The organism is Variovorax paradoxus B4, from assembly GCF_000463015.1.
Taxonomy (GTDB): Bacteria; Pseudomonadota; Gammaproteobacteria; order Burkholderiales; family Burkholderiaceae_C; genus Variovorax; species Variovorax paradoxus_E.
In genome coordinates, this window is record NC_022247.1 from 2,605,775 (window position 1) to 2,627,152 (window position 21,378).

17 protein-coding genes are annotated in these 21,378 nt (G+C 67.0%); 11 read left to right on the forward strand and 6 right to left on the reverse strand.

Translation table 11 applies throughout. From position 1 onward, the window contains the following. Positions 1–167 precede the first annotated feature (167 nt). From pstS to phoR, 7 genes are read left to right on the forward strand one after another with little or no spacing between them, the layout of a single operon-like run. Positions 168–1,205, forward strand: coding sequence for a phosphate ABC transporter substrate-binding protein PstS (pstS, locus tag VAPA_RS12060; RefSeq protein WP_021007053.1), 1,038 nt, complete (start codon positions 168–170; stop codon positions 1,203–1,205). 15 nt (positions 1,206–1,220) lie between these two features. After that, positions 1,221–2,303, forward strand: coding sequence for a phosphate ABC transporter permease subunit PstC (gene pstC, locus VAPA_RS12065; protein ID WP_021007054.1), 1,083 nt, complete (start codon positions 1,221–1,223; stop codon positions 2,301–2,303). Further along, entirely contained in the window at positions 2,300–3,184 is an 885-nt protein-coding gene (pstA, locus tag VAPA_RS12070) for a phosphate ABC transporter permease PstA (protein ID WP_021007055.1), read from the forward strand. The genes pstC and pstA overlap by 4 nt, the downstream gene beginning before the upstream one ends. A 20-nt stretch (positions 3,185–3,204) precedes the next feature. Then, on the forward strand, positions 3,205–3,984 hold the full coding sequence (gene pstB / locus VAPA_RS12075; RefSeq protein ID WP_021007056.1) for a phosphate ABC transporter ATP-binding protein PstB: 780 nt from the start codon (positions 3,205–3,207) through the stop codon (positions 3,982–3,984). Positions 3,985–3,999: 15 nt separating this feature from the next. Next, complete coding sequence (phoU, locus tag VAPA_RS12080) at positions 4,000–4,701, forward strand: phosphate signaling complex protein PhoU (protein ID WP_021007057.1); 702 nt, start codon at positions 4,000–4,002, stop codon at positions 4,699–4,701. 29 nt (positions 4,702–4,730) lie between these two features. Beyond that, positions 4,731–5,423, forward strand: a complete 693-nt coding sequence (gene phoB / locus VAPA_RS12085; protein WP_021007058.1) for a phosphate regulon transcriptional regulator PhoB — start codon at positions 4,731–4,733, stop codon at positions 5,421–5,423. 44 nt (positions 5,424–5,467) lie between these two features. After that, on the forward strand, positions 5,468–6,862 hold the full coding sequence (phoR, locus tag VAPA_RS12090) for a phosphate regulon sensor histidine kinase PhoR (protein ID WP_021007059.1): 1,395 nt from the start codon (positions 5,468–5,470) through the stop codon (positions 6,860–6,862). Here the strand turns inward: phoR and VAPA_RS12095 are convergent. The 3 genes from VAPA_RS12095 to VAPA_RS12105 all read right to left on the reverse strand — a co-directional run bounded on the left by VAPA_RS12095 (position 6,804) and on the right by VAPA_RS12105 (position 10,232). Continuing rightward, entirely contained in the window at positions 6,804–8,147 is a 1,344-nt protein-coding gene (locus VAPA_RS12095; RefSeq protein ID WP_021007060.1) for an MATE family efflux transporter, read from the reverse strand. The two genes, phoR and VAPA_RS12095, sit on opposite strands and share 59 nt — an antisense overlap. 3 nt (positions 8,148–8,150) lie before the next feature. Continuing rightward, positions 8,151–9,878 (reverse strand): hypothetical protein, encoded by a 1,728-nt coding sequence (locus tag VAPA_RS12100; protein ID WP_021007061.1) that lies wholly within the window; start codon positions 9,876–9,878, stop codon positions 8,151–8,153. A gap of 84 nt (positions 9,879–9,962) precedes the next feature. Then, entirely contained in the window at positions 9,963–10,232 is a 270-nt protein-coding gene (locus VAPA_RS12105) for a type B 50S ribosomal protein L31 (protein ID WP_007836661.1), read from the reverse strand. A gap of 158 nt (positions 10,233–10,390) precedes the next feature. Here VAPA_RS12105 and VAPA_RS12110 point away from each other — a divergent pair, with 158 nt between their 5' ends. Next, entirely contained in the window at positions 10,391–11,464 is a 1,074-nt protein-coding gene (locus VAPA_RS12110; RefSeq protein WP_021007062.1) for an oxidoreductase, read from the forward strand. A gap of 51 nt (positions 11,465–11,515) precedes the next feature. Here the strand turns inward: VAPA_RS12110 and rho are convergent, their stop codons facing one another. Both rho and trxA read right to left on the reverse strand, forming a co-directional pair. After that, positions 11,516–12,781, reverse strand: coding sequence for a transcription termination factor Rho (rho, locus tag VAPA_RS12115; protein WP_021007063.1), 1,266 nt, complete (start codon positions 12,779–12,781; stop codon positions 11,516–11,518). Positions 12,782–12,962: 181 nt separating this feature from the next. Beyond that, positions 12,963–13,295: a thioredoxin TrxA gene (gene trxA / locus VAPA_RS12120; protein ID WP_012747433.1), complete on the reverse strand. Its 333-nt coding sequence runs from the start codon at positions 13,293–13,295 to the stop codon at positions 12,963–12,965. Positions 13,296–13,453: 158 nt separating this feature from the next. On the opposite strand from trxA, the gene VAPA_RS12125 reads away from it, so the two are divergent. Genes VAPA_RS12125 through VAPA_RS12135 form a run of 3 tightly spaced genes read left to right on the forward strand, consistent with a single transcriptional unit; the run spans position 13,454 to position 20,543 of the window. Beyond that, a complete protein-coding gene (locus VAPA_RS12125; protein ID WP_021007064.1) occupies positions 13,454–16,048 on the forward strand; it encodes a PD-(D/E)XK nuclease family protein in 2,595 nt (864 codons plus the stop codon). Further along, positions 16,045–19,308 carry a UvrD-helicase domain-containing protein gene (locus VAPA_RS12130; protein ID WP_021007065.1) on the forward strand — a complete coding sequence of 1,088 codons (3,264 nt, stop codon included), beginning with the start codon at positions 16,045–16,047 and terminating at the stop codon, positions 19,306–19,308. The genes VAPA_RS12125 and VAPA_RS12130 overlap by 4 nt, the downstream gene beginning before the upstream one ends. After that, the gene (locus VAPA_RS12135; RefSeq protein ID WP_021007066.1) at positions 19,305–20,543 is read left to right on the forward strand and encodes a TIGR03862 family flavoprotein; all 1,239 of its coding nucleotides are present in this window, start codon (positions 19,305–19,307) and stop codon (positions 20,541–20,543) included. The genes VAPA_RS12130 and VAPA_RS12135 overlap by 4 nt, the downstream gene beginning before the upstream one ends. A 68-nt stretch (positions 20,544–20,611) precedes the next feature. On the opposite strand, the gene VAPA_RS12140 is transcribed toward VAPA_RS12135, so the two are convergent. Further along, entirely contained in the window at positions 20,612–21,301 is a 690-nt protein-coding gene (locus VAPA_RS12140) for a winged helix-turn-helix transcriptional regulator (RefSeq protein ID WP_021007067.1), read from the reverse strand. Positions 21,302–21,378: the final 77 nt, after the last annotated feature.

Sequence of the window (21,378 nt, forward strand, 5' to 3'; positions counted from 1 at the left end):
AAGGCTAGGCGCGGCGAATGACGGTTGTGTGACAACGTCACACAAGCCATGGGGGAAACAGCGCCATTTTCCCTCGACAGCGGAGTGTCACACCGATGTCACACAAGCTTTCTAGAGTCCGTTCCAAGCCCGAAAGGGACTACTTCTTACTTCTAAAGGAAGCTTTCATGAAAACGACGTTCAAATTTGCAGCCGCCGGCCTCGTGGCCGCAGCCTTCGCCCATGTTCCCGCCTTCGCACAAGACGTGACCGGCGCTGGCGCGACCTTCCCGGCGCCGCTCTACGCCAAGTGGGCGGGTGACTACAACAAGGCCACAGGCGTCAAGATCAACTACCAGTCGGTCGGCTCGGGTGCCGGCCTCAAGCAGATCGACTCCAAGACGGTCGATTTCGGTGCTTCCGACATGCCGCTGAAGGACGAGGAACTCCAGACCAAGGGCCTGATGCAATTTCCGACCGTGATCGGCGGCGTGGTGCCGGTGATCAACGTCCCCGGCATCAAGCCCGGCGAACTCAAGCTCAATGGCACCGTGCTGGCCGACATCTACCTTGGCAAGATCACGAAATGGAACGATCCGGCGATCAAGGCGCTGAACGGTTCGCTGAGCCTGCCCGATGCCGCGATTTCTCCGGTGCGCCGCGCCGACGGCTCCGGCACCACCTTCATCTTCACGAACTACCTGAGCAAGGTCAGCCCCGAATGGAAAGCCAAGGCGGGTGAGGGCACTGCAGTCAACTGGCCCACGGGTGCCGGCGGCAAGGGCAACGAAGGCGTTGCAGCTTTCGTGAACCGCCTGCCCAATTCGATCGGCTACGTCGAGTACGCCTACGTGAAGCAGAACAAGATGGTGTACGCCCAGATGCAGAACGTCGCGGGCAACTTCGTTGCGCCCGAGGATGTCGCGTTCAAGGCCGCCGCCGCAGGTGCCGATTGGAGCAAGAGCTTCTATCAGATTCTCACGAACCAGGCCGGCAAGGACGCATGGCCGATTTCGGGTGCAACGTTCATCATGATGCACAAGTCGCAAGACAAGCCGGCCCAGGCAACCGCCGCGCTCAAGTTCTTCGACTGGGCCTACAAGAACGGCGACAAGACCGCCGACGACCTCGACTACGTGCCGATGCCCGACACCGTCAAGGGCACCATCGCCAAGGCGTGGGGCGAGATCAAGGACGCTTCGGGCAAGCCCGTCGCATTCAAGTAAAGCGGCAGGGCGCGCATGAGCAGCACACCACTGGGCAGCGCGCCCGCTGAAACGGCTACGGAGCGACCTGTGTCATCCACCTTTCCCGCCAACAATTCCGCGCTCGATCTCTCGGTCGAGCGCGCTCGCGCGTCCATCAATCCGCCGCCGGCGAAGCGTCCTCGCACCGGCGCGGGCACCGATCGCCTCTTTGGCTGGGCTGCCATGGGGGCAGCGTTGTTGACCCTGGGCCTTCTGGTCGGCATCCTGCTGTCGCTGCTGGCCGGCGCCTGGCCTGCCATCTCGAAGTTCGGCCTCGGTTTTCTCACCAGCAGCGTCTGGGACCCGGTGCAGAACGAGTACGGCGGCCTTGTCATGATCTACGGCACGATCGCCACGTCGATCATCGCGCTGGTGATTGCGGTGCCCGTGAGTTTCGGGATCGCGCTGTTCCTGACCGAAATGTCGCCTGCGTGGCTGAAGCGCCCGCTCGGCACCGCCATCGAATTGCTCGCGGCGGTGCCGTCCATCGTCTACGGCATGTGGGGCTTGCTCGTTTTCGGCCCGATCCTGTCGACCTATGTGCAGCAGCCGCTGCAAAAACTGTTTGAAGGCGTGCCCTATCTGGGCGCGCTGGTGTCTGGCCCACCGGTGGGCATCGGCATCCTGTCGGCCGGCATCATCCTCGCGATCATGATCATTCCGTTCATCGCATCGGTGATGCGCGACGTGTTCGAGGTCACGCCGCCACTGCTGAAGGAGTCGGCCTACGGCCTGGGCTCGACCACCTGGGAGGTCGTCTCCAAGGTGGTATTGCCGTACACCAAGGCCGGCGTGATCGGCGGAATCATGCTCGGCCTCGGCCGCGCGCTCGGCGAGACGATGGCCGTGACCTTCGTGATCGGCAACACCAACCAGCTCAACTCGCTCTCCATGTTCGAGGCGGCCAACAGCATTACCTCGGTTCTCGCCAACGAGTTCGCAGAAGCGGCCGAGGGCTTGCACCAGGCGTCGCTGATGTATCTCGGCCTGGTGCTGTTCTTCATCACCTTCGTGGTGCTGTCGCTGTCGAAGGTCCTGCTGGCGAAGATGAAGAAGAGCGAGGGCACGAAATCATGACCACTGCCGAACGTTTGCTGAGCGCCCAGGCGCTCGATGAAACCCGGGCGGCCAAGTTTGCGAGCCGCAAGCGCGTGAACATCATCGCGCTGACTCTGTCGCTCGCCGCCATGGCGTTCGGCGTGTTCTGGCTTGTCTGGATTCTGTGGGAAACCCTGCGCCTGGGCGTTGGCGGATTGGCGATTGCCACGTTCACCGAAATGACACCGCCGCCGAACGAATCGGGCGGCATCGCCAACGCGATCTTCGGTTCGCTGGTGATGGTGGCCATGGCCACCTTCGTGGGCACGCCCATCGGCATCATGGCCGGCATCTATCTGGCCGAGTACAACCCGAAGGGAATGCTCTCGAGCATCACGCGTTTCGTGAACGACATTCTGCTGTCGGCACCATCGATCGTGATCGGGTTGTTCGTCTACGCGGTGGTGGTCTCACAGTTCAAGAGCTTCTCGGGCCTGGCCGGCGCGCTGTCGCTCGCGCTGATCGTGATTCCGGTGGTGATCCGCACGACCGAGAACATGCTGCAACTGGTGCCGCCGGGGCTGCGTGAGGCGGCCTATGCGCTCGGCACGCCGAAGTGGAAAGTCATCATCAGCATCACGCTGAAGGCTGCACGCGCGGGTGTGGTGACCGGCATCCTGCTGGCGGTGGCACGCATCGCGGGCGAAACCGCGCCGCTGCTGTTCACGGCGCTGAGCAACCAGTTCTGGACCTCCGATGTCACGCAACCGATGGCCAGCCTGCCGGTGACGATCTTCAAGTTCGCGATGAGCCCGTACGAAAACTGGCAACAGCTGGCCTGGGCCGGCGTGTTCCTGATCACCGTGGCCGTGCTTGCCCTCAACATCCTGGCGCGGGTCCTCACGCGCAACAAACTCTGATTCAAGAAGAAGTAGCAACCATGCCAAACACCGTCGCACAACCGTCGCGCTCGAAGATCTCGGTCAAGGACCTGAACTTCTACTATGGCAAGTTCCATGCGCTCAAGGGCATCAACCTCGAGATCCCCGAGAACAAGGTGACGGCCTTCATCGGCCCGTCGGGCTGCGGCAAGTCGACCCTGCTGCGCACCTTCAACCGCATGTTCGAGCTCTACCCCGAGCAGCGCGCCGAGGGCACCATCGCGCTGGACGGCGAGAACCTGCTCACGTCCAAGCAGGACGTGGCGCTGATCCGCGCCAAGGTCGGCATGGTGTTCCAGAAGCCCACGCCGTTCCCGATGTCGATCTACGACAACATTGCCTTCGGCGTGAAGCTGTTCGAGAATCTGAGCGCGAGCGAAATGGACGACCGCGTGGAGTGGGCGCTCAAGAAGGCGGCGCTGTGGACCGAAGTGCGCGACAAGCTGCAGCAAAGCGGCTCGGGCCTCTCGGGCGGCCAGCAGCAGCGCCTGTGCATCGCACGCGGCATTGCCATCAAGCCCGAAGTGCTGCTGCTCGACGAACCCTGCTCCGCACTCGACCCGATCTCGACCGCAAAGATCGAAGAGTTGATTGCCGAGCTGAAAAACGAGTACACCGTGGTCATCGTGACGCACAACATGCAGCAGGCTGCACGGTGCAGCGACTACACCGCGTACATGTACCTGGGCGACCTGATCGAATTCGGCGCGACGGAGCAGATGTTCTTCAAGCCGCAGCGCAAGGAAACCGAGGACTACATCACCGGCCGTTTCGGCTGATGCCAAGGAGCTCACATGACTGAAAAACATCTCTCCACCCAGTTCGACAGCGAACTCAACGGCGTTTCGTCGCGCGTGATGGAGCTCGGCGGCATGGTCGAGGCGCAGATCCACCAGGCGGTCTACGCGCTGCTGCAGTTCGACCCCGAGGCTGCCGACCGCGTGATGGAAACAGAGACGCGCGTCAATGCCATGGAGATCGAGATCGACCGCGAGCTGTCGTCGATCATCGCGCGACGCCAGCCGACGGCGCGCGACCTGCGCCTCCTGATCGCCATCTCCAAGACCACGGCCAACCTCGAGCGCGTGGGCGACGAGGCCAACAAGATCGCGCGCATGGTCAAGTCGATCATCGAGAGCGGTTCGGCCCGCGCGCTGCCCTCGAACGAGCTGCGCATCGCGGCCGACCTGGCCTCGGGCCTGCTGCGCACCGCGCTCGACGCCTTCGCGCGGCTGGACACGGCCGCGGCGCTGTCGATCCTGAAGGACGACGACCTGATCGACAAGGAGTTCGACGGCTTCGTACGCAAGCTGGTCACCTACATGATGGAAGACCCGCGCACGATCTCGGCCAGCCTCGACCTGCTGTTCCTGGCCAAGGCCATCGAACGCATCGGCGACCACGCCAAGAACATCGCCGAGTTCATCATCTACATCGTCAAGGGCGCCGATGTGCGGCACACTTCGATGCAAGAGATCGAATCGGCGCTGCAGTAACAGAGCGAGCGCAAGTCTCTCAAGAAAGCATGAAGAAACCCCGAGTCCTGATCGTCGAAGACGAGTCCTCGATCGCCGAGCTGATCGCCGTCAACCTGCGCCACAACGGCTTCGAGCCGATCTGGTCGGAAGACGGCGCGGCAGCGCAACGCGAGATCGACGCCTTCCTGCCGGACCTGATCCTGCTCGACTGGATGCTGCCGGGCCAGAGCGGCCTGCAGCTCGCGCGCCAGTGGCGCAAGGATCCGCGTACCAAGGCTGTTCCGATCCTGATGCTCACCGCGCGCGGCGACGAGCCCGACAAGGTGGCCGGCCTCGACGCGGGCGCCGACGACTACATCACCAAGCCGTTCTCGACCCAGGAAATGCTCGCGCGCATCCGCGCCGTGCTGCGCCGCCGCGCGCCCGAGGTGGTCACAGAACGGGTCGAAATCGGCGAGCTCGCGCTCGACACCGCCACGCACCGCGTCACCTGGCAGGGCAACGCGCTCAAGGTGGGGCCGACCGAGTTCAAGCTGCTGGCCTACCTGATGCAGCACGCGGAGCGCGTGCACAGCCGGGCGCAACTGCTCGACAAGGTCTGGGGCGACCACGTCTACATCGAGGAACGCACGGTCGACGTGCACGTCAAGCGCCTGCGCGAATCGCTGGGTGCCGCCTCGCCGATGGTCGAGACGGTGCGCGGCGCGGGTTATCGCCTGACGGCCCAAGTCACGGTTTGAGTCCCGCTGCTTTCACGGGCCGCGGGCGCGGATAATCGCCCGCCATGCCTTTCCGTATTGCTACATTTCTAATAGCGTCCCTTGCGATAGGAGCGGGCGCTGCAGCCATTTTCGGCTGGAAATTCGGATGGCTGGGCGCCTGGCTGGGCGCCGTGCTGTGGCTCGCGCTCGATGCGTGGCGGGCCGAGCGCCTGCTCAAGGTGCTGCGCAACAATGCGGCGGGCCTGCCGACACGCGGCGCCGGCGTGTGGGGCGAGCTCTCGGAGCGCATTCGCAAGCTGCTGCGCGACCGCGAACAGCAGACCCGGCAAGCCGAAGACCGCCTGCAGGAATTCCTGGCCGCCATCCAGGCGTCTCCCAACGGCGTGATCCTGCTCGACGAGCAGGGCCGCATCGAGTGGTGCAACCAGACGGCGGCCAGCCAGTTCGGCATCGACGCCGAGCGGGATCTGCTGCAGCATCTTGCGAACCTGGTCCGCGACCCCGCCTTCGTGGCCTACCTGGCGTCGTGGAACTACAGCCGCGACGTGGTCATCGATGCCTCCGGCCCGGGGCAGGGACACCAGCGCAGCCATCCGGTGCGCCTGTCGGTGCAGGTGCATCCTTATGCGGGCAATCGCCGCATGCTGCTGACGCGCGACATCACGGCGGTCGAGCAGGCGGAAGCCATGCGGCGCGACTTCGTCGCCAACGTGTCGCATGAGATCCGGACGCCGCTCACCGTGCTGGCGGGTTTTGTCGAAACCCTGCAAAACCTGCCGCTCGATGCGGACGAGCGTGCGCGCTATCTCTCGCTCATGAGCCAGCAGTCGCATCGCATGGAAACCCTGGTCAACGACCTGCTGACGCTCTCGCGGCTCGAGGGCAGCGCGGCGCCATCGGGCAACCAGTGGATCCGCATCCGTGCGCTGCTCGCGCAGTGTGAAGACGAGGGACGGGGGCTGTCGGGCCGGCTCGCGCCGCAGGGCCACCGCCTTTCCTTCAGCATCGACGCCGAATCCGAGATTTCGGGCGCGCCGACCGAGTTGCAAAGCGCGATGTCGAACCTGCTGAGCAACGCCATCCGCTACACGCCCGGCGGCGGCGAGGTCGCGGTGAGCTGGCGTCTGCTGCCCGACGGGCGTGGCGAATACGCGGTGCGCGATACCGGCCCCGGCATTGCCGCCGAGCACATTCCGCGATTGACCGAGCGCTTCTATCGCATCGATCGCAGCCGCTCCAGGGAAACGGGCGGCACCGGCCTGGGCCTGGCCATTGTGAAGCACATTGCGCAGCGGCATGGGACCGAGCTGCGGATCGAGAGCACGGTGGGCAAGGGCTCGCGTTTCGCACTGGTGTTCCCGGCGACCCGCGTGCGGGAAGCGCGGCTGAGCGCGGCTGCTAGCGAAGCGAGCGGCGCATCGTCCAGCGCAGCAGCGCGCCGAACAGCAAGGCCGTGACCGCGAGCGCGCCCGCGCTCATGAGCCAGAACGCCAGCGGCGACTGCATTGCGGGCCACGGCCCCAGGCCGCGGTAGGCCAGCAGGTAGCTGCCGCCAAGGCCAAAGCCCCAGAGCAGCGTGCAATAGACGACCAGCGGCACCAGCGTGACGCGGTAGCTGCGCAGCACGAACACGCACAGCGTCTGCAGCGCATCGGCAAAGTGATAGGTCGCCACCACCAGCAGCAGCGCCGCGGCGAGCGCTATCACTGCCGGGTTGTCGGAATACACGTGGGCCAGCCTGAAGCGCAGCGCCACCATGACACCTGCGAAGAACAATGCGCAAAGGGCGGTGAGTTCGAAGCCCATGCGGCAGGCGCGGCGGGCCTTGGCCGCATTCCCGGCGCCGAGCCAGAAGCTCACGCGCGCGCTGGTGGCAATGGCCAGCGAGAGCGGCACCATGTAGGCCACCGCCAGCAGGTTCGAGGCAATCTGGTGCGCGGCGGCCGCGGCCGTGCCGAGGCGCGCAATGAACAGTGCCATCAAGGTGAACGAGGTCACCTCGACCAGCACGGCCAGGCCGCCGGGTATGCCCAGGCTCGCGAACTGGCGGATCTGGCGCCAGTCGGGCGCCTCGATGCGTTCCCAGAGCCGGTAGTTGCGGTAGAAGGTGCTGCTGCGCAGCAGCCACACGGCGCAGGCCAGCATGGCCCAGTTCACGCACAGCGTGGCCCAGGCGCAACCCACCAGGCCCATGGCCGGCAAGCCGGCGCCGCCAAAGGCGAACCAGATCGACAACGGCAGCTTCACGCACAGCGAGCCCAGCTGGAGCCAGGTCACGACCTGCGGCTTGCCCAGGCTCTGGTTCAGGGTGCTGAACAGGCGAAACAGCAGGGCCGGCGGCAATGCGAAGGCGAGCACCGCCAGGTACGTTTCCACTTCGCCGCGCATGGCGGGCGGCACCTGGGTCCAGCGCAGCACCGCGCCCGGCAGCAGCAGCACGGCCATGCCGATCGCGATGGTGATGGCACTCAGGTAAAGCGACTGCCGCACGGAGCGGCCGACTTCGCTTCTTCGGTCCGCGCCGTGCAGCTCTGCCCAGACCGGCAGCAGCGCCTGCAGCACGCCCATGAGCGAGACGAACACGCTGATGAAGACGGCCGCGCCCACCGACAGCGCGGCGAGCGCGTTCTCGGAATAGCGGCCGGCCACGATGGTGTCCGTCACGCCGAATGCCATCACCGCCAGCTGGCCCACCAGCACCGTGCCGGCGTGCCGCGCAATCAGGCTTCGTTCGCCGATCACTTGCTACGGCGCAATCTTCTGGTAGAGCAACAGGTCGTCGGTCGCGCTGCTGGGCCGCCGCAGGGTGCCGCTGAAACGCCAGTGCTCCAGGCGAATGATGGTGTGCAGCCGCTCGATGGTTTCGGGGCTGACCAGCAGCCAGGGGCAATCGGTGCCGAGCAGCAGCGGCTGCAGGTTGAACTGGCCGTGATGCCGCAGTGCCGCGATGTGCGCCCGGCTCAACGCAAGCTCGGCAATGCAGCTCGGCTGCCCGACCCGCTCGGCCACCGCCCGCACCTGTGGTGCATAGCTGCGCGCGTAGTCGATGGAAGGCAGCCACAGCGTCATCAGCAGCATCCAGCACAGCGCGGTGCCGCCGGCCGGCAGCACCAGCGTTTTCCAGAGCGCCGCCCTATGGCGCCCGGTGCGCCAGCGCACCACCCAGCACCAGGTGATGGTTGCAGCCAGCGCCAGGACGAACGGGATGGCCGAGAACTCGGGCACGAACCCGGGTACCAGCCGCGCCACGCTGGCCGCCGGCTTGGGCGGCACGCCGGTCTGCATCGCGATCCAGTAGATCCATCCCAGCACGGCCAGCCCGCTGAAGAACAGCACGTTGAACCAGTCGATCAGCGCCGCCGCGCTACGCCGGAAAGTCGGCAGGGCAAAGGCGGCCAGCGTGGCGAGTGCGGGCAGTGCCAGCAGCAGCGAACGGTCTGAATAGTCGGTGGTCCAGGTCGCGGCCAGCGGCACCAGCGCGAACCAGAACGGCAGCGCCACATGGCGCGCGGTGAGCTGGCGGCGCCAGCGCCACAGCGTCCAGATCGCGAGCGGCCAGACCGGCCAGGTGAACCACACCAGCAGCTTGGCCTGGCTGCGTAGATCGCCCAGCACCGAGGTGCTGCTCGGATGATGGCCCGGCAACTGGATCTTCCACTGCAGCAAACCCAGCCCGATGGCCAGCGCGGCGGCCACCAGCGCGGCCGCGATCATCGTGGCGAGCGCACCCCGGGTATAGCCGGGGCTTTCGTCGGACGTGGCATCGGCGGTGCGCCGCTCGTAGGCGATGAAGAGCGCGCTGCCCACCGCCAGTGCCAGGCCGACCGTGGGACCGCCGCTCAAGGTCATGCCGATGGTCCCGACCAGCAATGCAATGACCGGACCGGCGCGGCGGTAGGGCAATGCCGCCACGCCATAGAAGAGATGCGATGCGAAATACAGCTGCGCCAGCGCCGGCGTGGTTTCGTGGCCCAGCTGGGCCAGGCCCAGGCAGGCGATCAGCGCCAGCAGTCCGCCGTCGGCGATGGCGCGGGCGTAGTCGGTGGGCCGTGCCTCGCCGCCGAAGGCGAAGGCCACCGGCTGGGCCCGCGAGGTGCGCGCGAGGTAGTAGACGGCGTACCACGTGGCGGTGAAAGTGCCCCAGAGCAGCAGCGCAAAGACAATGCGCACCGCCAGGTCGGGATGCACCCAGGACGGTGCGATCTTGATGGCCCAGGCGCCGATCCAGTAGGGAATGAGCGCCGGCGTTTCGGGCCGCAGGCCCAGCAGCATGGGATCGAACCAGCGAGCGATGCCTTCGGTGTTGCGTGCCAGTTCGGCCATGTAGCCGAAGGAGGTGATGTCGGCGCTCTTCCAGGGGCCGCGCCCCATCAGGCCCGGCAGGAGGTAGGCGGCGCACAGCAGCAGCAGTGCCAGGCGCGGCAATCGGCGCACGGCGCTCTGGGCAACGATCGCGGGAGTGGGCTGATTCACAGGGAGAGAAGGAGCGTCGGTCTTGGGAAAGAAAAAAAGGGCAGCGCGGTAAACCGGGCTGCCCTCGATGCGAAAGCGCGTGCTTTACTTGGAAGCAGCGCCGGTGGTCTTGCCGAAGCGGTTGCGGAACTTCTCGACGCGACCGCCCATGTTGTCGACCGACTTTTGCGTGCCCGTGTAGAACGGGTGCGATTCGCTCGTGGTGTCGAGCTTGAACAGCGGCAGTTCACGGCCGTCGTCGGTCTTGCCCATTTCCTTGGTGTTCGCGCACGAACGGGTCACGAACTTGAAGCCGTTCGACATGTCGACGAACAGAATTTCGCGGTAATTCGGGTGGATGCCTTCTTTTGCCATGGTCTTTCCTTTGGGGTCGATGCGAGAGCCACAAGCGTGCCCAACAGGGGCAAGCCGTTCCGGTGAGGAAATCGCTGGGCAAGACGCCCGGCTGCACTTTTCGCGGAGCCGTCGATTATCGCATACTGTCTCGTTTTGAGCGAAGGACGGCCCTCCAGATGACTTCGAGAACCTTGCGCGCCGGCCTCGTCGGCTATGGCTTTGCCGGCCAGACCTTCCATGCGCCGGTGCTTTCGGCCGTGCCGGGGCTCGAACTGGCGGCCGTGGCGAGTTCCCGTCCGCACAAGGTCCACGCCGACTGGCCCGGCGTGGCGGTGGTGCCCGACGCCGCCGCGCTCGTAGGCCGGTCGGACATCGACCTGGTGGTGGTGGCCACCCCCAACGCCCAGCACCATCCGGTCGCCAAGGCGGCCCTGGAGGCCGGCAAGCACGTGGTGGTGGACAAGCCGTTCACGCTCGACGTGGCCGAAGCCAGGGAACTCGAACTGTTGGCTCGGCGCAACAATCGCGTGCTGGCCGTCTATCAGAACCGGCGTTTCGACGCCGATTACCTCACGCTCAAGGACGTACTGGCCAGTGGAGAACTCGGCCGGCTGGTGTACCTGGAGTCGCATTTCGACCGTTTTCGCCCCGAGGTGCGCGACCGCTGGCGCGAACAGAAGGTCCCGGGCGCGGGCCTCTGGGTCGACCTGGGCTCCCATCTGGTCGACCAGGCGGTCCAGCTGTTCGGAATGCCCGACACGCTGCAGCTCGACACCGCGGCCTTGCGCGACGGGGCGCAGGTCGAAGACTATTTTCACGCCGTGCTGCGCTACGAAAGCGGCCCGCATGCGCCGCTGCGCGTGGTGCTGCACGCCACGACGCTCGCGGCCCATGCCGCGCCGCGCTACATCGTGCACGGCACGCGCGGCAGCTACATCAAGCACGGTGTCGATCCGCAGGAAGACGCGCTGCGCGCTGGCCAGCGGCCGCCGATTGCAGGGTGGGGCGCCGACCCGCAAGACGGCGAACTCGTGGTGCCCGGCAGCGACGGCGGCGAGCCGCAGCGCCGGATATGGCCCACGCGGGCCGGCAACTACCTCGAGTACTACGTCGCGGTGCGGGATGCGATCCTGGGCAACGGTCCGAACCCAGTGCCTCCCGAGCAGGCCGTCGCGCTGATGGAACTGCTCGACATCGGCCAGCAGAGCGCCGCCGAAGGCCGGGCGATCCGCATCGTCGAACGCCCATGAAAAAAGCGCGTTGACCCGAGGGCCAACGCGCTTTTGCGGCGAGCGTGGTGCTCAGCCGCCGCGACGCATCATGTCGAAGAACTCGACATTGGTCTTGGTCGCCTTCATGTTCTTGAGCATGAGCTCCATCGACTCGATCTCGTCCATGTTGTACATGAGCTGGCGCAGGATGCGGGTCTTCTGCAGGATCTCGGGCGCCAGCAGCAGTTCTTCGCGGCGGGTGCCGCTGCGGTTGAGCTGGATCGACGGGAACACGCGCTTTTCGTACAGGCGGCGGTCGAGGTGGATTTCGGAGTTGCCGGTGCCCTTGAACTCTTCGAAGATCACTTCGTCCATGCGGCTGCCGGTGTCGATCAGCGCGGTGCCGATGATGGTCAGCGAACCGCCTTCTTCCACGTTGCGCGCGGCGCCCAGGAAGCGCTTGGGGCGCTGCAGCGCGTTGGAGTCGACGCCGCCAGTCAGCACCTTGCCCGACGAGGGCACGACGTTGTTGTAGGCACGGGCGAGGCGGGTGATCGAGTCGAGCAGGATCACCACGTCCTTCTTGAGCTCGACCAGTCGCTTGGCGCGCTCGATCACCATTTCGGCCACGTGCACGTGGCGCGCCGCGGGCTCGTCGAAGGTCGAGGCAATGACCTCGCCCTTCACGGTGCGCTGCATTTCGGTCACTTCTTCAGGCCGCTCGTCCACCAGCAGCACCATCATGTGCACTTCGGGGTAGTTGGCGCTGATTGCGTGGGCGATGTGCTGCATCATCACCGTCTTGCCGCTCTTGGGCGGCGCCACCAGCAGGGCGCGCTGGCCCTTGCCGATGGGGGCGATGATGTCGATGATCCGGCCCGTGATGTTCTCGTCGCTCTTGACGCCGTCGCGTTCCAGCTTCATCTGTTCCTTGGGGAACAGCGGAGTCAGGTTCTCGAACATCACCTTGTGCTTGTTCTGCTCGGGCGGACCGTCGTTGACCTTGTCGAGCTTGGTCAGCGCGAAGTAGCGCTCGCCGTCCTTGGGCGTGCGCACTTCGCCTTCGATCATGTCGCCGGTGTGCAGGTTGAAGCGGCGCACCTGGCTCGGCGAGATGTAGATGTCGTCCGTGCTGGCCGTGAAGCTGGTGTCGGGACTGCGCAGGAAGCCGAAGCCGTCAGGCAGGATTTCGAGCACACCGTCGGCAAAGACCTGTTCGCCGGCCTTGGCGCGCTTCTTGATGATCGCGAACATCAGCTCCTGCTTGCGCATGCGGCCGACGTTTTCGATCTCAAGCGCTTCAGCCTGCTTGAGGACTTCAGACACGTGGAGTGCCTTGAGTTCGTTTAAGTGCATGGAATGACCCCTTGCGGGGCAATCGATCGGAAAAACGGGGGAGGTTTGATGTGAGGCGAGAGCTGCCTCACAAACCGGGGAACTCGAACCGGTTACCTCGAAGGGCCCGGTGATCTGTGGGAGATTATGACAGCAAAAAACCGTCCGGCCAACGCATTGCGCGCTGGCCGGTTGAAATGCCTCAGGCGAGCTGCTGGTCGATGAAGGCCGTGAGTTGCGCCTTGCTCATGGCGCCGACCTTGGTGGCGGCCAGCTGGCCGTCCTTGAACAGCATGAGCGTGGGGATGCCGCGGATGCCGAACTTGGCCGGGATGTCGCGGTTCTCGTCGACGTTGAGCTTGGCGATCTGCAGCTTGCCTTCGTAGGCGGTCGACACTTCGTCGAGGATGGGTGCGATCATCTTGCAGGGGCCGCACCATTCGGCCCAGTAGTCGACCAGCACCGGCTGGCTGGACTTGAGCACGTCGGCTTCGAAGGAGGAATCGGAGATGTGTTTGATCAGGTCGCTGGCCATGTGATGTGTCCTTGTGCGCAGAGAGTTTCGGTGCAGCTAAAGTGCTGGTCATTGTGACAGAAACCAAGGGGTGGGGTGCCATGCGGGAACGCTATGACACCGATAGCAAAAGCCCTTTGCGCGTCGCGCCTCCCCGCTCTCCAACCCCTCGATAGAACATGAACGAAGGCCACCCCGTCCAGGCCCTGTGGTGCGACCCCGCCGACGGCGTCGTCGCGCGCATCGCCGGCGCCATCGCGCAGCGCGGGCTGCACGCGGCGCGCACCGTGGTGCTGGTGCCGTATGCGCAATTGATGGGTGTGGCCCACGACATGTGGTCGCGCTGCGGCGGCCCGGGCTTCGCGCCGCGCTTCGAAACCACGCGCAACTGGGCCCGCAGCGCGGGCGGCTTCCTGCCCACGGGGTACGACATCGCATTCGACATGGCGCGCGACCTGGTCACGGCCCAGGCGCTGCTGTCGCAGGCCGGCTTTGCCGCGGAGCGCTTCGCGCTCGCCGGGCGCGTGGTCGAGCTGGCTTACCAATTGGCCCCCCTCGCGGCTGCTGCCTTGCCTGAAGTGCGCGGCAGCGAATGGGCACAGCGGGCGGCCCACGTCGCCGAAGCGGGCAGCGAGTCGGAATGGTTCCGCATCGAAAGCGCGCTGATCCGTGTCGCGGTGGCCTGGGCCGCCAATTCGGGCTACGCCACCGATGTCCTGCTGCGCGACGCCGTGCGTGCGCAGGTCGATGCGCTGATCGTGCTCGGAGGCTTCCAAGCCGATCCACTCACCCAGACGCTCTGCACCTTGTGGGGCGATCGCGCCATCCATCTCTCTCTGGTGCCCGCAAACCCTGCGGCCACCACGGCAGGCGCGCATGTCGCCGCCGACCCCGAGGACGAAGCGGAACTGGCGGCCGCCTGCGTGCTGCGGCACCTGGCCGCAGGCCGCGCGCCGGTGGCGCTGATCGCGACCGACCGGGCGCTCACGCGGCGCATCGGCGCGCAGCTCCAGGCGCAGGGTGTCACGGCGCACGACGAAACCGGCTGGAAGCTTTCCACCACGCGCGCCGCCGCCGCCGTGATGAGCGCATTGCGCGCCTGTGCGCACGACGCCGGCAGCGACCAGGTGCTCGAATGGCTCAAGAGCGGCGCCGACGGCGATGCGCTCGCCACCCAGGCGCTCGAGGCCCGGCTGCGGCGCGAAGGTGTGCGCGAGTGGTCCGCCTGGTGCGGCCAGGCCGCGCGCAGCGAAAAGCCGCAGGACATCGCGCTGCTGCCTTTCACCGAAGCCGTCGAAGGCCGCCGCATGGCCATGGCCCGCTCGCGGCCCCTGGCCGACTGGCTGCGCGCCCTGCGCGAATTGCTGGAGGCCGGGGAGCAATGGGAACCGCTCGCAGCCGACATGGCCGGCGCCAAGGTGATCGGCGCGTTGTGGCTCGATGCCGATGCCCATGGCGACGACGATGAATTTCCCGGCGGACGCCACACGCTGGCCGAGTTCACGGCCTGGGTGCGCGACGTGCTCGAAGATGCGAGCTTCGTGCCGCCCGCCGGCAGCGAGGCGCCGCAGGTGGTGGTGCTGCCGCTGCATCAATTGCTGGGCCGCGCGTTCGGCGCCGTGGTCATACCCGGTTGCGACGACCGGCGCCTGCCCGCGTCGCCCGAGCCGCCCGGCAACTGGAGCGCCGCCCAGCGCGCCGAGCTGGGCCTGCCCGTGCGCGAAACGCTCGAGGCCGCGCAACGCTCGGCCTGGGCCGCGGCCTTGTGCAATCCATGCTGCGAAGTGCTGTGGCGCCAGTCCGATGCGAGTGGCGAGCCGGTGCGCCCCAGCCCGCTGGTGCAGGCGCTGCAGCTCGACCACGCCTTGCAGATGGCGGCGGACCCGCGCACGGCGCGCGAGGTGGCGCTGCAGCCGACCGCCTACCCGACTCCGTCTGGGGCGCTGCTGCCACTGCGCAACATCTCCACCAGCGTCTACGAAGACCTGCGCCGCTGCCCCTACCGTTTCTTCGCGCTGCGGCAACTGGGCTTGCGCAGTGCCGACGAGCTCGACGCCGAGGTCGATAAGCGCGACTTCGGCAACTGGCTGCATGCCGTGCTGGGCCATTTTCACGAGGCGCTGAAAGGGGCGCCAACCCGCGATGTCGCCGAGCGCGTGGCGTACATCAGCGCGGCGGCCGAGCGCGCCACGCGCGAGTTCGGATTGTCCGATGCCGAGTTCCTGCCGTTCGCCGCGGCATGGCCAGCAGTGCGAGACGGCTACCTTCAATGGCTTGCCGGACACGAGGCGAGCGGCGCCGTCTTTGCCGAATCCGAACCGTGGATGGAGCAGCCGCTGGGCAGCCTGCAACTGGTCGGCCGGCTGGACCGCATCGACCGCATGCCGGACGGCCAGGCCTTCGTGATCGACTACAAGACCGAATCGGCTGCCGTGACCAAGGAGCGTGTGAAAGACCCGACCGAGGACACGCAGCTTGCCTTCTATGCCGCGCTGGTGGCCGACGACACGCTGCGCGCGGCCTACGTCAACGTCGGCGAGAAATCGTCCGGCACGCAGACCGTCGAGCAGCCGGTGGTGGTGGAGGCACGCGATGCGCTGGTGGCGGGCATCCTCGACGACTTCACCCGCATCGCCCAGGGTGCGGCGCTGCCGCCGCTGGGAGAGGGCGCTATCTGCGACTACTGCGCAGCGCGCGGGCTTTGCAGAAAAGATTTCTGGGAGATCGAACAGCCTGTACTTTCGTCTCCGACCGAGGGAGGGCCTGCGCAATGAACGGCGCCGCCTACGAGCACAACGGCCGGCACGTCGCGCGCGAGGCCTTCTACACCGTCGCCTGCGATCCGCGGCGCTCGGTGGCCGTCGAAGCCTGCGCCGGCGCGGGCAAGACCTGGATGCTGGTGTCGCGCATCTTGCGCGCGCTGCTCGAAGAGGGCGAGTCCGCGTGCGAGCCGCACGAGATCCTGGCCATCACCTTCACCAAGAAAGCCGCCGGCGAGATGCGCGAGCGGCTCGACCAGTGGCTCGAGCAGTTCGCCGAGCGCAGCCCCGGGGAGCTGGTGCGCGAACTCGTCGTTCGCGGTGTCGAGCCCGCAGCCGCGCTCGCTGCCGTGCCGCGCCTGCAAGGCCTCTACAGGCGCTTGCTCGAAGGCGGCAGGCCGGTGCAGTTCCGCACCTTCCACGCCTGGTTTGCGGGCCTGCTGCGCAACGCGCCGCTGGCGGTGCTGCGCGAACTCGGCCTGCCCGCGAACTATGAGCTTCTCGAAGACGATGCCGAGGCGCGGCTGCGCACCTGGCGCCCCTTCTTCGAGGCCGTGACGGCCGACAAGGAGGCTCTGGCCGACTACTACGCCGTGGTCGCCACCTATGGCCGTTCGCAGACCGCCAAGGCTCTCGGCGAAGCGCTCACGCGCCGGGTCGAGTTCTCGCTGTCCGACCCGGCGTCGGCGGTGCAGCACTTCAGCGTGCTTCATCCTTCGCTCGAGGGACTGGACGAACCGACCGGCGCACTGCGCGGCGAGCAGGTCCGGCGCCGCTGGCTGGACCGTGCCGCCGCACTCGGCCGCGAAGCCAACAAGACGCCGCAGAAAGCGGCCGAGGCGATCATCGACGTGTTCGGTGTTGGCGAACCGCCGCAGGAGTCGCTCGCTGCCGCGCTGGCGCACCTGCGCAAGAACTTCTTCGTCGCCACCGAAGACCGCCTCAACAAGAACCTGCAGAAATATCCCGCCGCGCAAGAAGCCGAGGCCGAGCTCCAGACGCTCTGCGCCGCGCAGGCCCAGCACGCGGCCTGGCTCTACCAGCAGCGCATGACGCGCCTCACGCGCCTCCTGATCTCCGCCTTCGCAGAGGTCAAGCGCGCCCATGGCTGGGTCGACATGAACGACGTCGAACAGGCCGCGCAATTGCTGCTGGGCCAGTCGGCGCTGTCGGGCTGGGTGCAGGAACGGCTCGATGCACGCATCGCGCACCTGCTGATCGACGAGTTCCAGGACACCAATCCGCTGCAATGGCAGGCGCTCTACGGCTGGCTCAGCGCCTACAGCGGCGCGGGCGGCAAGGCACCGCGCGTCTTCATCGTGGGCGACCCGAAGCAGAGCATCTACCGCTTCCGCCGCGCCGAGCCGCAGGTGTTCATCGCCGCGAAGAAATTCGTGCGCGAAGGGCTGGGCGGTGAGCTGCTCAATTGCGATCACACCCACCGCAACGCGCGCGCGGTGGTCGGCCTGGTCAACCAGGCGATGCTGGCCGCGCAGGATGCCGACGAGTTCGACGGCTACCGCGCGCACACCACCGAGCGCAACGACGAAGGCGAGCTGCTCAAGCTCCCGCCCATCGATCGCGGCGCCATCGATACGACAGCGGAGGCCGCGCCCGCGGACGACGGCATGCTGCACTGGCGCGACAGCCTCGTCACCCCGCGGGTGCTGCCCGAAGAGCAGTTGCTGCAAAAGGAATGCGAGCAGGCCGCGCGCTGGGTCGCGCAGCGCATTGCCGATGGCACGCCGCCGCGCCAGATCATGGTGCTGGCGCGCCGCCGCAGCCGGCTGTCCGCCATGCAGGACGCGCTGCGCCAGCGCCACATCCCGGTGCAGCAGCCCGAGAAGAACGAGCTGCACGATGCACCCGAAGTGCAGGACGTGGTGGCGTTGATCGATGCGCTGGTGTCCCCCGCGCACGACCTCTCGCTGGCGCGCGCGCTCAAGTCGCCCCTGTTCGGCATCGGCGATGAGGCGCTGGTGCAACTGGCGCTGCGCCAGCGCGAACAACCTTCGTCGAGCTGGTTCGCGTTGATCCAGAAAGGCGAGGGCCTGCCGGCGGAACTGGTCCAGGCCGGCACCAGGCTCAAGCAATGGCAGAGCTGGCTCGCCGCATTGCCGCCGCACGACGCGCTCGATGCGATCTTCCACGACGGCGATGTGCTGGCCAGGTTCGGCGCCGCCATGCCCTCCGCCATGCGCCAGAGCGCGCTGGCCAATCTGCGCGGGCTGCTGGCGGCCTCGCTCGACATCGAGGGTGCGCGCTTTGTCACGCCCTATGCGCTGGTGCGCGCGCTGCGTGCGGGCGGCGTCAGGGCGCCATCCGTCGCCGTGCCCGATGCGGTGCAGCTCCTGACCGTGCACGGCGCCAAGGGCCTCGAGGCAGACACCGTGCTCATGCTCGACTGCGACGCACCACCGCCGCGAGCCCAGACCATGGGCGTGCTGGTCGAATGGAAAGGCAGCGACAGCGCGCCCACCCGCTTCGTGTTCCTGGCAAGCGAGAAGACCCCGCCGGGCTGTGCGGCTACGCTGCTCGAGGAAGAGCAGCGCGCGCGCCATCGCGAGGAGCTCAACGGCCTCTACGTCGCGACCACGCGGGCGCGCGAGCGCCTCGTGCTGTCGTCGGTGCAGCCGGCCCGGGCCAACGAGGGCAGCTGGTGGTCGCGGCTCGAATCGATGTGCGAGCCTGTCGAAGCCGATGAGCCGCTGCTCGCGCTGCCGGTGGAGACCGGGGCCGGCAGTTTCTCGATGAAGAAGATGCCCGTCCTCGCACCTGCGGCCAAGGAATCACCAGCCATCAGGAAAGCTGCTGGCGCTACCGTCGACGCGCGGGCTGCAGCCTTCGGCCAGGCGATGCACCGGCTGCTCGAATGGGCCCTGCCGGGCGAGGCGCTGCCGCCCGCGCATGTGCGCGCCGCGGCCCGTGAGTTCATGCTCGACGCGCAACAGGCGCGCGGCGCGGCCGTGCTGGCCGAGCGCATTCGCGCGGGGGCCGGCGCATGGGCGTGGGATGAGCGCATGATCGACTGGCACGGCAACGAAGTGACGCTGGTCCATGAAGGCGAGACGCTGCGCATCGACCGGCTGGTGCGCGAGCGCGCCAGCGGTGCCTGGTGGATCCTCGACTACAAATCCGCTGCGCGTCCCGAACGGGACGCGGAATTGATCGCACAGATGCAGCGCTACCGCGCGGCGGTGCAACATGCCTATCCCGGTGCCTCGGTGCGCGTCGCGTTCCTGACCGGGCAGGGCGAACTGGTAAATCTCGAATGACTCTTTCCCATACCGTCGCCGTGATCGGCGGCGGACCGGCCGGCCTCATGGCGGCTGAAGTCCTGAGTGCGTCCGGCGTGCAGGTGTACGTTTACGACGCCATGCCCTCGGTGGGCCGCAAGTTCCTGCTGGCCGGCCGCGGCGGGCTGAACCTCACGCACTCGGAGCCCTTCGATGTGTTCATGACCCGGTTTGGCGAGCGCCGTGCGCAGCTCGAACCGATGCTCGCCCGCTTCGGTCCGCAGCAGGTGCGCGAATGGGCGGCGGGCCTCGGCATCGAGACCTTCGTGGGCACTTCGGGCCGCGTGTTTCCGACCGACATGAAAGCCGCGCCGCTGCTGCGCGCCTGGCTGCACCGGCTGCGTGCGGCAGGCGTGCAGTTTCATATGCGCCACCGCTGGCTTGGCAACGCATCACCCGGCGCCGCCTCGTTGCGGTTCGCCACTCCGACGGGCGAGGCCATCGTGAAGGCCGATGCGGCGGTGCTCGCATTGGGGGGGGCGAGTTGGGCGCGGCTGGGCTCCGATGGCGCATGGGCGCCGTGGCTGCAAGAGTGCGGTATCGATGTCGCGCCGCTGCTGCCTGCCAACTGCGGCTTCGACGGGGCAGGGTGGAGCGAGCATTTCGCGAGCCGTTTTGCGGGCCAGCCGTTCAAGTCGGTCGCGATTTCGTTCACCGACAGCCAGGGGCGCCGCTTTGCGCGCAAGGGCGAATTCGTTGCAACCGCCACCGGCATCGAGGGCAGCCTGATCTATGCCGCTTCGGCATTGCTGCGCGACGAGATCGCCGCGCATGGCAGCGCGACGCTGCTGCTCGATCTGCTGCCCGACCGCAGCGCCGAGCAGGTGCTGGCCGCCGTCAAGCATCCGCGCGGCGCCCGGTCGCTCAGCAGCCACCTGAAGAGCCGGCTCGGGCTGGAAGGCATCAAGGCCGGCGTGCTGCACGAGACGCTGAGCCGCGAAGCGATGCAAGAACCCGCGCAGTTGGCAGCGACGATCAAGGCCGTGCCGCTGCGGCTGGTCGCAACCCGGCCTGTCGACGAAGCCATCAGCACCGCAGGCGGTGTGCGCTTCGAGGCGCTCGACGAACGGCTCATGGCGAGCGCGGTGCCGGGCGTGTTCGTTGCGGGGGAAATGCTCGATTGGGAGGCGCCGACCGGCGGCTACCTGCTGACGGCGTCGATGGCCAGTGGGGCGGCCGCGGCGCGCGGCGCGATCAAGCAGCTGGGCCTCTGAGGGACCCCGCGGCGTTCGATGTTCTGCCGAGGCAATGCCCGTTTCGCGTGTCTGCGGCGGGGAATGCCTCAGAGCCGCGCTGCGGTTCGGGCATCGGCGAAAGCGCTGCGTCCCATCCAGCGCCAGAGGTTCTGGATATCGGATGCCGCGCCGATGACGCGCAGGCGCCGCTCGCGCAGCGCGGCCTCGGCATCGAGGTCGCCGGTCCAGATCTCCGTCAGGGTCAGCATGTTCGATTCGACAATCAGCGTTGGCTCCTCGCCGGGATTGTCGCGGCAGAGGTCGGCGCTGCCATGGTCGACCACCAGCCACCAGCGCCGCTCGCCTTCAGGCGCATCGGTGAAGCGGAAGTGGATCACGATGCAGCGCCCGAGCGGGCACTCGTCGACCCGCATGAAACGGCGGATGTCCCACATCAGGAAGCCGGCATCCAGCTGGTCGCGCTTGAGGCGGCTGCCGATCCAGCGCGCACCCCAGTGGCCCAGTGCCATCACGATCGGGCGCAATTCTTCACCTGCTGCGGTCAGGTGGTACTGGGCCGTGCTGCCGTCGCCCCGTATCCGCTTGACGACACCTGCTTCCTCGAGCTTGCGCAGGCGCTGCGTCAGCAGCGAGCCCGACATGCGCGGCACGCCGCGCCGGATGTCGTTGAAGCGCGTGCTGCCGCACAACAGTTCGCGCACCACCAGGGGGGTCCAGCGCTCGCAAAGCACCTCGGCGCCGCGCGCCACGGTACAGAACTGGCCGTAGTCGATCATGGCGCCAATTTAGTCCCTGGAGCGGATTGAGGCCAGTACAGATTCTGGACTGGCGGACCCGTAGCCGCGCTGCCATC